The organism is Corynebacterium faecale (assembly GCF_030408735.1).
In the GTDB taxonomy this organism is placed as follows: Bacteria; Actinomycetota; Actinomycetes; order Mycobacteriales; family Mycobacteriaceae; genus Corynebacterium; species Corynebacterium faecale.
Map to the genome: position 1 here is coordinate 2,170,943 of NZ_CP047204.1, position 12,956 is coordinate 2,183,898.

The 12,956-nt window shown below is 58.1% G+C and carries 9 protein-coding genes and 2 pseudogenes; 6 read left to right on the forward strand and 5 right to left on the reverse strand.

Annotation, left to right across the window (positions count from 1 at the left end; genetic code table 11):
* Positions 1–33 precede the first annotated feature (33 nt).
* Both CFAEC_RS09870 and CFAEC_RS09875 read right to left on the reverse strand, forming a co-directional pair.
* Positions 34–411 carry a hypothetical protein gene (locus CFAEC_RS09870; protein WP_290276451.1) on the reverse strand — a complete coding sequence of 126 codons (378 nt, stop codon included), beginning with the start codon at positions 409–411 and terminating at the stop codon, positions 34–36.
* Between the two features lie 12 nt (positions 412–423).
* Complete coding sequence (locus CFAEC_RS09875; RefSeq protein ID WP_290276453.1) at positions 424–2,274, reverse strand: AMP-dependent synthetase/ligase; 1,851 nt, start codon at positions 2,272–2,274, stop codon at positions 424–426.
* 436 nt (positions 2,275–2,710) lie between these two features.
* Between CFAEC_RS09875 and malQ the strand changes: the two genes are divergently transcribed.
* From malQ to istA, 3 genes are all read left to right on the forward strand, one after another.
* A complete protein-coding gene (malQ, locus tag CFAEC_RS09880; RefSeq protein ID WP_290276455.1) occupies positions 2,711–4,852 on the forward strand; it encodes a 4-alpha-glucanotransferase in 2,142 nt (713 codons plus the stop codon).
* Between the two features lie 145 nt (positions 4,853–4,997).
* A complete protein-coding gene (locus CFAEC_RS09885; protein ID WP_290276457.1) occupies positions 4,998–6,863 on the forward strand; it encodes an ABC transporter ATP-binding protein in 1,866 nt (621 codons plus the stop codon).
* A 279-nt stretch (positions 6,864–7,142) separates the two neighbouring features.
* Positions 7,143–8,549 carry an IS21 family transposase gene (gene istA / locus CFAEC_RS09890; protein ID WP_290276459.1) on the forward strand — a complete coding sequence of 469 codons (1,407 nt, stop codon included), beginning with the start codon at positions 7,143–7,145 and terminating at the stop codon, positions 8,547–8,549.
* Here istA and CFAEC_RS09895 read toward each other — a convergent pair.
* Both CFAEC_RS09895 and CFAEC_RS09900 read right to left on the reverse strand, forming a co-directional pair.
* Positions 8,527–9,737: pseudogene (locus CFAEC_RS09895) on the reverse strand (IS3 family transposase). The gene istA and the pseudogene CFAEC_RS09895 overlap by 23 nt on opposite strands.
* 131 nt (positions 9,738–9,868) lie before the next feature.
* Positions 9,869–10,173, reverse strand: a pseudogene (locus CFAEC_RS09900) (IS1380 family transposase); the annotation flags it as partial.
* Between the two features lie 222 nt (positions 10,174–10,395).
* Here CFAEC_RS09900 and CFAEC_RS09905 point away from each other — a divergent pair.
* The 3 genes from CFAEC_RS09905 to CFAEC_RS09915 all read left to right on the forward strand — a co-directional run bounded on the left by CFAEC_RS09905 (position 10,396) and on the right by CFAEC_RS09915 (position 12,329).
* Complete coding sequence (locus CFAEC_RS09905; RefSeq protein ID WP_290276461.1) at positions 10,396–10,995, forward strand: metal-dependent hydrolase; 600 nt, start codon at positions 10,396–10,398, stop codon at positions 10,993–10,995.
* 311 nt (positions 10,996–11,306) lie between these two features.
* Positions 11,307–11,615: a hypothetical protein gene (locus tag CFAEC_RS09910; RefSeq protein ID WP_290276463.1), complete on the forward strand. Its 309-nt coding sequence runs from the start codon at positions 11,307–11,309 to the stop codon at positions 11,613–11,615.
* An 87-nt stretch (positions 11,616–11,702) separates the two neighbouring features.
* The gene (locus CFAEC_RS09915; RefSeq protein ID WP_290276465.1) at positions 11,703–12,329 is read left to right on the forward strand and encodes a recombinase family protein; all 627 of its coding nucleotides are present in this window, start codon (positions 11,703–11,705) and stop codon (positions 12,327–12,329) included.
* Positions 12,330–12,599: 270 nt separating this feature from the next.
* Here CFAEC_RS09915 and CFAEC_RS09920 read toward each other — a convergent pair whose 3' ends face one another.
* A complete protein-coding gene (locus CFAEC_RS09920) occupies positions 12,600–12,944 on the reverse strand; it encodes a hypothetical protein (protein ID WP_290276467.1) in 345 nt (114 codons plus the stop codon).
* Between the last annotated feature and the right edge of the window lie 12 nt (positions 12,945–12,956).

The following is a 12,956-nucleotide window of genomic DNA, read 5'->3' on the forward strand; positions in this document are numbered from 1 at the left end:
CCGACGGGCCTGAGGATGGGTCTCCTGTGCTTTCTACCTGGGTAGTGGTGGCAGGCCCATGGCGGACACCAAGGCGCTCAGGATCTCTGCGGGCTCGCCTCGGGCGTCAGTATCATCCAGCCTGGACAGATACTTATCCACCACCTTGGTCACCGCAGGCTCCCGGTCTGCGGGCAGTCCCAGGCATTCCACGACATAAGCGGGGTTGTCCTGGGCAAAGAGCCATTCGGGATCACCGAACGCCAGGCCGGGATTGGAACCGAGGGTGAAAAACTCCTCATCCCCCTCCGAACCTGTGGCGGCGATATAGGCGAACTCATCCATCACTCCGAGTGCGAAACCCTCAGGCTCCGAACCCACCTCGGAACGCTGCCAGGCGGCACCATCCCAGTCGAACTGAATATCTTCCACGTGTTTCTCCGTTTATTTCCGTCGGTAGATGTGTTCAATGGCGTCGGCGTAACGGCGGTGCACCACATTGCGCTTGACCTTCAGGGTAGGCGTGAGCTCATCATCTTCCTCGGTGAGGTCACGGTCAAGGATGAAGAATCGCTTGATCGCCTCGGAATGGGAGACGGTGGCGTTGGCGTTGTTGATGGCGTCCTGGACCTCGGCGCGGAGGGCGGGATCGGTGGCCAGTTCCTCGATGGTGCGTGATTCCGGGATGTTCCGGTTGAGTTTCCACCGCTTGAGGGAATCTGGATCCAGGGTGACCAGAAGGCCCACGAATGGCTTGCCGTCGCCGACCACCATGGCCTGGCTGACCAGTGGGTGGGCGCGGACGATGTCCTCCATCGGTCCTGGTGAAACATTCTTGCCACCGGCGGTGACGATGAGATCCTTCTTCCGGCCTGTGATCACTAGATGGCCGGAATCCAGAAGCTCACCCAGGTCGCCGGTGTTGAACCAGCCGTCCACCACTGATTCAGCGGTGGCCTCCGGATTGTTCCAATAACCGCGGAACATCATCTCGCCCTTGAGCAGGATCTCTCCGTCATCATTGATTCGGATGGTCATGCCGGGCAGTGGCTTGCCCACAGTGCCGATCTTCTGGTCATCGAAGTCAATGGCAGAGGCGGCGGCGGTCTCGGTGAGTCCGTATCCCTCATAGATCGGGATGCCGATGCCACGGTAGAAGTGCAGGAGTTCGTGGCCCATGGCGGAGCCACCGGTCACCGCGTAGGCAACGGAGTCGCCCACGGCAGCCCGGATCTTGGTATAGATCAGCTTGTCAAAGACCTTGTGGGCAGCACGCAGAGCACGACCGGGGCCTTCCTCGGTGTCCATCGCACGGGAGTAGTCGATGGCCGCCTTCTCAGCGCGTGCGAACAGTGCCGCCTTCACCGGACCACCGTCTGAGGCGTTGGCTGCGGCGGAGTTGCGGACCTTTTCAAAGACTCGTGGTACACCGAGAATCAGGTTCGGGCGTGCACGCTGCAGCTCCAGTGCGAGGGTGGAGAAATCTGACCAGTGGGACTGGGTGGCACCACCAATGGTGAAAGCCAGGGATACCGCGCGGGCCAGCACGTGCGCCAGTGGCAGGAAGGTGAGCATGCGGGTGCCCGGCACCGCGATGGCACCAACAGGATGACTGAGCAGGGAACGTGCCTCAGAAAGCCAGTTGTGGTGGGTGAGTTCGCATCCCTTCGGGCGCCCGGTGGTGCCGGAGGTGTACACAAGCGACGCCAGATCAGAGGATTCGGTGGAGTTGATGCGGTCCCAGACAAGCTCATCAGCCAGCCCACGTCCCTCGAATTTCAAGGTTTCCATGGCAGAGGAATTGATCTCCAGGATGCGTCGCAGCTGAGAGTTGGATCCCTTGAGCGCCGGGGTTCCGTCCTCACCGAGAACCAGATGCTTCATCAGATCGGTGTGGTCAGCGGTCTCGGTGATGGCCAGGACCGCACCGGAATCCTCGATGATCCACTGAACCTGGGAAAGCGAGGACGAGCTGTAGATGGGCACACTGGCCGCACCGGCAGCCCAGATGGCGAAATCCAGGACGGACCATTCATAACGGGTGTTGGCCAGCAGGGCCACGCGGTCGCCCTGCTCCACACCCACGGAGATGATGCCCTTGGCTACCTCGAAGACTTCATCCAGGAATTCCTGGGCGGTGACATTGACCCACTCAAAGTTGGCGGGACGTGAGAAAAGCACGCCGTAGGGGCGGGCCTTGACCTGATCAATCAATGCGGTCAGGCAGGTCTCATTCTTACCGATCGTGTACTCCGCCTTGACCGAGAATTCCTTGGGCTTGGACGCTGAAGTCATCAGAGGTTCCCGCCTTCCATGTTGCGTTGGGGTTGATTCCTTAATTATTGGTGCTCTCGAGCCTATCGGCTGGCAGCAGACCGGTGTTTCAATGGTGGTGCAGTAGAAGTTTCCCGACATACCCCCGGCAACACGATCACGCTCTCGACCACGGGAGCACAGCCGCGCCAGCCTTCACCAATCCCGTCCATGAGACGCACCTGGCTGGGGAGGCACCGAAAAACCACCTGAAAGTTTGCTTACAAATCTACCCGCTCATCTGATTTCGTGACACAAACCAGACACAAACCAGACACAAGCCAGACACAAACCAGACAGAAACCAGGCGCGAAACGGGAATGAACATACCCTGGAGACCACCTCAGTTTTCACCCCTTCAATGATTTCAATCCAGTTACGCTGTCGGGAGTGCTGTTCAGTGGCATGATGTTGATTTGTGACTGCTCGAGGACCTTTAAAAGAACTGGCCGGATTCTACGGAATCTCCACCTCCTACACTGACTATCGCGGTGCAAACATTGAGGTCAGCGAGGATACGCTGATCAAGGTTCTGCGCTCCCTTGATGTTGATCTGGGTGAGGGGGATCTGGGTGAGGGTGAGCCCTCGGATGAGGTGCTCACCGCCGCCATTGACCGCTTCCATGACCGCGAATTCTCCCGTCCGCTGCCCCCATGTGTGGTGGCTGTGCAGGGTGATCAGGTGGTGTTCCCGGTTCATGTGCATGATGGCTCACCGGCTGCGGTGACCATTGAACTGGATTCGGGTGAACGCCATGAGGCTCAGCAGGTGGATAACTGGACCCAGCCACGTGATGTGGATGGGGTGACCTGGGGCGAGGCGAGTTTCAAACTGCCTGCGGATCTCCCGCTCGGATGGCACCAGATCCACCTGGATGCAGGGGATCAGCAGGCCACGTGTGGCTTGATTATCACGCCGGCGCGTCTGTCCACCGCGGATAAGTACCTGGAATCACCACGCATGGGTGTGATGGCTCAGATTTATTCAGTGCGTTCCAACCTGTCCTGGAGCATGGGCGATTTCAACGATCTGGGCAATCTCGCATCCGTCTTGGCCAAGGATGGCTCAGATTTCCTCCTCATCAACCCGATGCATGCGGCTGAGCCGCTACCGCCGACGGAGGATTCCCCCTACCTGCCCACCACCCGTCGGTTCATCAACCCGATCTACATCCGCGTGGAGGATGTGCCGGAGTTCAACCAGTTGGATGTGGAGCTGCGTGATGATGTCGCAGAGATCGCCGATGAGTTCCGCGAGCTGAATTACAGCGCAGACATCATCGAACGCAATCCCATCTTCGAGGCGAAGTTGCAGGTCCTGCATGAGATCTTCGGCGTTAAGCGCACCGCTGAGCGTGAGCAGGCCTTTAACGATTATGTCGAGCGCGAGGGCCGGGGCCTGGTCGATTTCGCCACCTGGTGTGCTGATCGTGAGATCTCCCAGGTCGCTTCCGCGCACCGCCAGGAACCGGACCGTGATGAACTGACCACCTTCTACATGTGGTTGCAGTGGCTGTGTGATGAGCAGCTGGCCGCCGCGCAGAAGCGTGCGGTGGATGCAGGTATGTCCATCGGCATCATGGCCGACCTGGCTGTGGGTGTGCACCCGGGCGGCGCGGATTCCCAGAACCTCGCCCATGTGCTTGCCCCGGATATTTCCGTGGGTGCGCCACCGGACGGTTACAACCAGCAGGGCCAGGACTGGTCCCAGCCACCATGGAATCCGACCTACCTGGCGGAGGCAGGTTACCTCCCCTGGCGTAACCTGCTGCGCACGGTTCTGCGCCACTCCGGTGGCATCCGGGTGGATCATATCCTGGGATTGTTCCGTCTTTTCGTGATGCCGCGCATGCAGTCCCCCGCCACCGGCACCTATCTCAAGTTCGACCACGATGCGCTCGTGGGCATCCTCGCACTTGAGGCTGAGCTTGCCGATGCCGTGGTCATCGGCGAGGATCTGGGTACCTTCGAGCCATGGGTGCAGGATGTCCTGGCCAGCCGCGGCATCATGGGCACCTCCATCCTCTGGTTCGAGCACTCCCCCAGCCAGCCAGGCCCCCGCCGTCAGCAGGAGTACCGCCCCTTGGCGCTGACTTCTGTGACCACGCATGACCTCCCACCCACCGCCGGTTATCTCGCCGGCGAGCACATCGAACTGCGCGACCGCCTCGGTGTGCTCACCCGCGACGCCTCCGTTGAGGACGCAGAGGATCTGCAGTGGCAGGCAGAGATCCTCGATGTCCTGGCCGATGACGGTATCCTGGAACGGCCCGAGGGTGGCAGCTTCGTTGGCCTGGCCCGTACCAACCGCGGCGAGCTCGCCGGGCTGCTCGAAGGCCTGCACCGTTTCGTGGCCGGCACCCCGTCCGCTTTGACCTGTGTATCCCTGGTGGACATGGTCGGTGACAAGCGTGCCCAGAACCAGCCAGGCACCACCCGCGATATGTACCCCAACTGGTGCGTCCCACTCTGCGATAACGATGGCACCCCCATCACCATCGAGACGCTGCGCGATCATCCCCTCTACCGCACCGTCGCGGACGCTTCAACGCGCGACTAGAAACACTGCGCTTATCGACGCCCGGGAGGTCCCCCTCCCGGGCGTGCGGCGTTGCGGGGTGGCGGTGTTGAGATCCCCGGGTCTGTGATAAACAATGAGGTCATCTCTTTGATCAATCTCAAAACAAGAAGGCCACCCCACTCTCATGCGATTGCTTGGACGAATCCTCAAAACCACGTCCGCCCTCTGGCCCTACTACCTCGGCATCGTACTGGCCTCCATCGTGGTCGCCGGCCTGTCCCTGGTCTCCCCGTTCATTCTCCGCGAGGCCACCGACACGATCGTCTCCGCGGTCAGCGGTGAGGTGACCGTTGCGTCTGTAACCCAGACCATCGTCATCCTGGCGGTCATCCTGTTTGTGGCGGATATCTTCAACACATTGATGTCCAACGTGGGTGGTTATTTCGGCGACATCATGTCCGAGCGCATGCGGCAGATCCTCTCCACCCGCTACTACGCCAAACTGCTGGCACTGCCCCAGAAGTACTTCGATAACCAGGTCACCGGCACCATCATTGCCCGCCTGGACCGCTCAATCACGGGCATCACCCAGTTCATGAAGGGGTTCTCCAACAACTTCTTCCCCATGCTCATCACCATGGTGGCGGTGTTGATCATCACGGCGATCTACTACTGGCCGCTGACCATTCTCCTAGCACTCCTCTTCCCCATCTACATGTGGGTCACGGCGCTGACCTCGGTGCGCTGGCAGAAGTGGGAACGGGAGAAGAACGCACAGATTGACCTGGCCAACGGTCGCTTCGCTGAGGTGGTCGGCCAGATGAAAGTGGTCAAAAGCTTCGTCGCTGAAACCCGTGAATTAGATGACTTCGGCGGCCGTTATGGCACGGTGGTTTCCGTTGCCCGCCCCCAGTCCCAGTGGTGGCACCGCATGGATTTCCTGCGCGGAGCGGCCCTGAACCTCATCTTCTTGGGGATCTATCTGCTGCTCTTCTCCCGCACCCTGAACGGGCACTTCAGCCTGGGTGACATGGTCATGCTCATCCAGTTGGTGAACATGGCCAAACAGCCGGTGTTCATGATGAGCTTCATCGTGGACGCCGCACAGCGCGCCATCGCCGGCTCCCGGGACTACTTCGCCGTCATGTCCGAGGAGGTAGAACCCACCGCCAACAAGGAACTGGTCAAGGTCACTGCCACCTCGGAAACCCCATCACTGACATTGGCCGTACCTACGCCGCTGACTGCTGCCGAGTCTGCCCTGAAGTTTGAGAACGTCACCTTCGCCTACGAGGAGGGCAAACCGGTGATCAAGGATGTCACCATCGAGGCCAGGCATGGTGAACGCATCGCCCTGGTGGGTGAATCCGGTGGCGGAAAATCCACCTTGGTCAATCTCCTTTTGGGACTCTATGAGCCCAGTGCCGGTTCCATGTCCGTGTGCGGGGAGGATGTTAAGTCACTGACCGCCGAGAAGCTCCGCGCCTCAGTGGGGGTGGTCTTCCAGGACGCGAGTTTGTTCTCCGGATCAATCGCAGAAAACATCGCCTACGGCCGACCCGGCGCCAGCATGGACGAAATCGTGGAGGTATCCAAGAAAGCCAATGCGCACGAGTTCATCGAAGCCTTCCCCCAGGGCTATGACACCGTGATCGGCGAACGCGGCCTCAAACTTTCCGGAGGCCAGAAGCAACGTGTGGCGGTGGCCCGCGCGATGCTCAAGGATGCCCCGGTGCTGGTGCTGGACGAAGCAACCTCCGCCCTGGACACCAAGTCTGAACGTGCCGTCCAGGAAGGCCTGGAGCAGCTCATGGCCAACCGCACCACCTTGATGATCGCGCACAGGCTCTCCACCATCGCGGACGTGGACACCATCGTGACCATCCGCGACGGCCGGGTCGATGAGATCGGCTCCCCCGCCCAGCTGGCTGTCTCTGGTGGCATCTACGCCGAACTGCTGCGTCTGACCCAGTCCACCGCCGAGGCCGACCGGCAGAAGCTGCGGTCCTTCGGCTTCACCGGTGACGCGCCTGTGGAGGATGAGGAATAAAGCTAAGCTTGTCGTTTAACCTCATTTCCCCTGGTAGACTTCCTGGTGCGCTTGTATACGGTCGAGCCAGCGCTGGGGATCAATTCTCATTTCCCCTGGTAGACTTCCCGGGCCGCGAGGATACGTATGACGCGCGTCGGCGTTTGGTACCGGTAATCCCGCATCGGGTACCGATCAATCGCCGTATCGGGTACCGGGGGTGATATTCGTTGGCACTGTAGTAGATGACGGCTTGGCACACGAACGCACAAGCCGCGCTACCTACTGAAAGGAGTGCTGATGGCCACCGATTACCAAGCCATCATGCTCGCCCTGAGTCGCGGTGATTCATGGACCACAATCACCCACGACTTCGGCTGCTCGCGACGAACTATCGATAAGGCGTCACGAACTATTCGAACCCATGGGTTCGACACCACCGCGATCATGTCTCTCTCACCACCCCAGCTAACCGAGTTATTCCCCGATAACCGGTACCGCAAGGAAGAAGACTTCCTCCCGCCGAATTTCGCTGCTATCGCCGCACGTCAACGACGCGGTGAACGAGTAACACTCAAGGTCGAACATCACCGGTACTGCCAACAACCCGTGCGGCCGGGACAACAGCACTACACGTATAAGCAATTCTGCAAGCTCTACGACCACTACATCGATGTCAATGATCTCACCGCCCAGATCACCCACCTTCCTGGGGATGAGATGTATGTGGACTGGTCCGGGGACTCCATGATGGTCATCGATCCGATCACCGGAGCACGCTTTGAAGCAGCCATTTTCGTGGCATCGTTGCCGCACTCAGGAATGGTCTTTGCCCTGGCAACACCAGATACGAAGATGCGGGCGTGGCTATCAAGTCACCAGGAGGCCTTCGACTACTTCGGGGGACGGCCAGTCAAAGTCACACCGGATAACGCTTCTACTGCCACCAATCAGCTGTTTAAGGGGGTCCATGTCCGTGACGTCAACGAGGAGTATTTCCGATTCAGCCAACATTTCGGCATCGGAATAACCCCTGCCCGGCCGCTGAAGCCACGGGATAAAGCCCATGTGGAAAAGGCCGTTGACATCATCCAAACCTGGGTGATCGAATATTTAAACGACCGGGAATTCTACAGTTTCGAGTCTCTCAACACCGCGATCACCACCCAGGTGGACTGGATCAACGACAGGACAGGCTTTCGGGGCACCGACACCAGTCGACGGGAGATCTTCCTCGCCGATGAGCAACACACACTCAACACCCAACCAGTGCCGCGGTGGTCGTGGTCCACGTGGCGGCGAGCAAAAGCAGGGATGAACTACCACATCAGAGTCAATAAGCACTTCTACTCTGTGCCCTGGGAGTACGCCGGCAGGTTCGTTGATGTTCAGGTTTTCGATGATCATCTAGAGGTCTTCGCTGACAACGAATCCATTGCTGTTCATTCCATCATGCCTGCGAACATGGGGTATTCCACACTCGATGATCATGTTCCGGAAAAACATAAGGACTTGGCCACCAAGTGGAACCGGGACCGTATTGAAGACTGGGCGCAAAGTATAGGGACAGCAACCCACGAACTCATCGGCCAGATGTTTAACGCCCGTAAAGTTGAAGCCCAAGCTTATAGTAGTACGTTGGCTGTTGGGCCCGACCCCCGGATAGTAGACACGGAGGATTTGATCAGGAAGCAGATCTCAGGATAACAGAACCGCGCTCCTCAAACACCGCAGGAGCGAGATAACTACACCAGGAATGCCGGCGCACCGTGTTGTGAACTACGTACACCAGCGGAACACATCCCGGCGGCAGCGCAATTGATTCTCGAAGGTCTTGGAATCCTTGAGGACTTCCCGCTTCATCGCAGCGTTGAAAGACTCCGCTAACGCGTTGTCCGCACTGGTGCCGATTGATCCCATTGACAGCCCTCAATTCCAAGATCTTTGCAGGTGTCCTGGAATGCATTCGACGTATAAACACTTCCGTGATCCGAGTGAAAGATCGCCCCCGTCAGGCTTCCGCGCTGGCCCTTAGCCATGAGCAAAGCGTCCTGCACCAGGGAAGTACGCATGTGATCTGCTGACAAGAAAAGCCCACCAACCTGCGGGAATAACAGTCAATGACTGTAGCCAGGTACATATTCGATCCATCAGCAATCGGCAGGTAGGTGATGTCCCCGACGTAAACCTGGTTCGGCTTGTCGGCGGTGAATTTGACGTACCACCAGATCAGGGAACACTGGTTTCTTCTGATCGGACACGGTGGTGGTGACCTTGCGTTTCTTCGGTCGTAGCCAAACAGCTTCAACGAGCGCATGATTCGGGCAACCCGCTTGTGATTCACAGGGTCATGGCCGATTTGGTCTTTGAGTTCAGCCGTGATCCGCTTGGCACCGTAACAACCATTTTCGGCGGTGAAGACAGTCTTGACTCGAGCCCCGAGCATCACGTCGGATATGAGTCGTTTCCTGCGGGTTGAGCTGCTGTTTTTCCATTTGTAATAGGAGGACCTGTTGAGTTTCAGGACCTCGCATATCCGCTTAACCGAGTGGTTTTTCTGGGCGTCGTCAACGAACTGGAAGCGGATCACCAGTTCGTCTCTTCCGCGAAATATTTAGCGGCCTTTCGCAGGATGTCACGCTCTTCGCGTAACCGGGCGTTTTCTCGTTCCAGCTGCCGAATGCGCTCAGCCTCCGTCACCGAGGCCGGGGAAGGTGAATCCTTAGAGCTGATCTTGGTGCGGGCACCGGTGCCGTATTTTTTCAGCCAGTTATGCAGGGTGGCACGGTTGATCCCAAGATCAGTGGCGATGGTCTGGAGCGAGGTGCCCGGGGAGTTCTCGTAGAGCGCGACGGCATCGCGTCTGAACTCTTCGGTGTAGGTCTTGCTTGGCATGGTGTGGAGATTACCTTTCAGTCCCAGATTGTTGGGATGTTAGGTGTCTACCAAACGGGGGTCAGGTCCGCGAGCATCAGAGGATAAAGACTGGGTCGTCACAGCTCTCCACCTGAAGTTTGCAACAGCACCAGGAAGGATCCCAGGGTCGAGGGCGCGTAGATCCGGCTAAACAGTCGGTTCATGCCGCCGTGGCGCAGCTGGTCCATATCGTCAATCGAGTCGGCACCGGCGACCATGCTGGCGACCAGTGAGGGGATCTTCGCCCCGGCATTCCGCGCCTTTGTCGCCTGCGATGGTCACCCGGTATTGGGCCAGGGCCGACAGGCCAGCAGTGTCGGCCAGGCGCATGACCGGGACCAGGCCCCGCGGTCGACACGAGGGTGGGATCATCGAATGAGATAGATAGTGCTGCGGGAGTGCGAGATAGTTGCACCTGAGAGATGACGTCCTGGATGGCGAATATAGACCTTCGACAAGTCATATTATCCCATGTCAGAGGGGCATTTCTCTTTTCCCACGCCGCCCCTAAATCACATCGGTGTATCCAGGCTAAGGCCCGCAGCGGCGAATTGCTCCCGCCCAGGCGACGCGATGGCGCAGGCTAATCTGGGGTCATGACTATTCTAAAATATGAATACTTCAGGGAGAAGCTGCCATGATGGGGAAAACTCACATCAGCGTTGGGGTTGCAACCGCTTTCTTGGTCACTCAGCCTGTTACCCTCGAAGGATTCTCAGTCGCGGTCATCGGCGGAGCTACTGGCGGAATCATTTCCGACATGGAGGTTCGCTCAAATTCCAAGTTTCGAGATGCCTTACACGCGCGCTTGATTGTCTTGGGGCTGACCATGGTTTTTCTCATTGTGGATGTGATCACCCAAGGACCAATTATTAGCTCTGTCTTGCAAAGCAGTAGTCAGCGATTGATCGCAGGCTCTGCCATTCTGATTGCGCTGGTTATATTCGGTAGGTTTACATCGCATCGGACATTCACACATTCTTTGCTCGGACTTGTCTCGTTGAGCGCAGGAGTCTGGTTGCTGTGCCCACCACTGACGGCAGCCTTTGCCGCAGGGTTCATCACCCATGTTCTCCTTGATCTACTGAACAAACAGCCTATCCAAATCTTCTACCCGATCGAGAAGGGCAAGTTTTGCTTGAAACTCTGCTACGCCAATGGAGCGATGAACACAGTATTCTTCCTCCTAGGGATAGTGGGAGTTTTGTATTGGGTAGGGAAGGTAGCTCTCACATAGTCCACCGAAGGCTTCGGCGGACTGTTGGGAAAATGCAACACTTAGCCTCGATCCGCCGATGGTCCGTCGGTGATCGGTTGTTTTCTGCTGCGGGCACCACCAAAATTTTCGGGCAGGAATGATACCCAGATCACGTCGTCGTCTAGTTGTTCCACGAACTGGTAGGTCAGCTCGGGCCGAAGGACTTCGGTTCAGGTGGTTAGGCAGGGACAGTTACCGGCGGCGCGTGAGCGTGGGTGAGCAATCGGTGTACCCCCCTCTCTGCCAGTCTAGTTGTGAAGTGGTGTTAACCACGTAAGGAGACCACAACCATGACAGTGACCATCCCATCCCAGGACACTCAGGACCTGACCCCGGAATACAAACGCGAGCACGTGATCGCCTATCTCTCCGGCCCCCACGGCACGAAAACGACGTACCTGATCGAACACGGCATCAATCCCAAATCTATCCACCGCTGGAAACATGCCATGGCGGATGGAAACCTTGAACAAGGACTGATCCCACGCCAGACTGGGGTCTGGGTGTCGTTTTCAGAAGTCGTCTGCACGGCCGCCCATAGGGTGTCCCACTTCCAAGGAAGTGGGACACCCTTAATGGAACCAAGTGAAAATACATAGCCCCAGGACGAAACTGTTCCACAATCTATTCCAACGAATTGACTCACGAAACCTGCTGCAGAATAGACTTCCGGTACGCTGTGGGTCATGGATATTGGTTACGCCCGGGTTTCCACCGCGAAACAAGACCTCGACCGCCAGATCGACGCGTTACGCAAAGAAGGTATCGCGGACAAATACATCTACGTCGATAAGAAATCCGGATCCACCACCAACCGCTCCGGACTCCAGCAAGCCCTTGAGCAAGCCCGCGCGGGTGATGTCATCGTCGTTCACACCCTCGACAGGCTGGGCCGCACCGTCCGGGACACTCTTAACCTGATCCATGACCTTCAGGAGCGTGAGGTCGGGGTGCGCACCCTGGCCGATCCCATCAAGGTTGATTCCTCGAACCCGAATGATCCGATGGCGCAGTTGGCGGTGGTGATCCTCTCGCTGTTCGGGCAGATGGAGCGCACCTACGCCGTCGAGCGCGCGGCCCATGCCCGGGCAGTGGCCGAGGCGAAGGGAAAGCGGGTGGGCCGGCCCAGTGTGGTGGACCCGGACAAGCTTCGCTACGCAGCACACTTGCGCAATGAGGGGTACTCGATGAGCAAGATTGTGGAGAAGACCGGCATCACTCGCTCCAGTCTCTACCGGCACCTGCCACCCCGGCCGGTGGAGACCCACACCGCCGCAGACATCCCTGACGCCTCGAACCCCAGCCTGCGGTGAGGGTTGGTGAACGGGACTTCTGACACTTGTCGTCTTGTTCGCGCAGGTAGTGACCAGATAGTGGTCAGAAGGCGTGTGCACAGCCCTGCTGACCAGGCCGTGTTTGTGCAATCGCCTTCTGACCCTGACAACGATATTTTTTCGATGCGTGTGACGTAAACGATCGTTTGCGTGACACACGTCGGAAAAATGTTGCGCGAGGTCGAAAAAACCAATTTTGTCACTTAACGCGTTATTTTACCTATGTCACGTGAACGCTACCAAAAACGATTAATGTGACAGAAATTCCAGCGGAATACTGAGCAGGGCAAAAGTATCTCGGACACGGTGAAGAGATTTCTCGTCGGTGTGGCCGTAGGTCATGAAACGGAACAAGTCGCGGGCGGTCTCCGGGTCGTGTCTGGCTTTTTCGATGCTGGCGTTGAAACTGTCTTGTACCGCTTGCCATGAACGGGCAAGAGGGGTCTTGTCTTCTCGCGGAGGCCCCGGGTCAATGGAGGCATCCGGCTCCGGGAGGAACACTGCTGCTTCACTTCCTTGTCCGGTAAGAGCACTGGTTTCCACTAGGTGCATAGCAGTCGCCGCGGTCTCAAGAGTCTGCTGTTGCTGGACCATACGGGCGCAATC

Excerpts from the sequence above, each read along its gene's own strand:
- CFAEC_RS09910 (WP_290276463.1), top strand. The coding sequence starts at position 11,307 with ATGACAGTGACCATCCCATCCCAGGACACTCAGGACCTGACCCCGGAA.
- CFAEC_RS09875 (WP_290276453.1), bottom strand. The coding sequence starts at position 2,274 with ATGACTTCAGCGTCCAAGCCCAAGGAATTCTCGGTCAAGGCGGAGTAC.
- CFAEC_RS09920 (WP_290276467.1), bottom strand. The coding sequence starts at position 12,944 with ATGGTCCAGCAACAGCAGACTCTTGAGACCGCGGCGACTGCTATGCAC.
- CFAEC_RS09885 (WP_290276457.1), top strand. The coding sequence starts at position 4,998 with ATGCGATTGCTTGGACGAATCCTCAAAACCACGTCCGCCCTCTGGCCC.
- CFAEC_RS09915 (WP_290276465.1), top strand. The coding sequence starts at position 11,703 with ATGGATATTGGTTACGCCCGGGTTTCCACCGCGAAACAAGACCTCGAC.
- CFAEC_RS09905 (WP_290276461.1), top strand. The coding sequence starts at position 10,396 with ATGATGGGGAAAACTCACATCAGCGTTGGGGTTGCAACCGCTTTCTTG.
- istA (WP_290276459.1), top strand. The coding sequence starts at position 7,143 with ATGGCCACCGATTACCAAGCCATCATGCTCGCCCTGAGTCGCGGTGAT.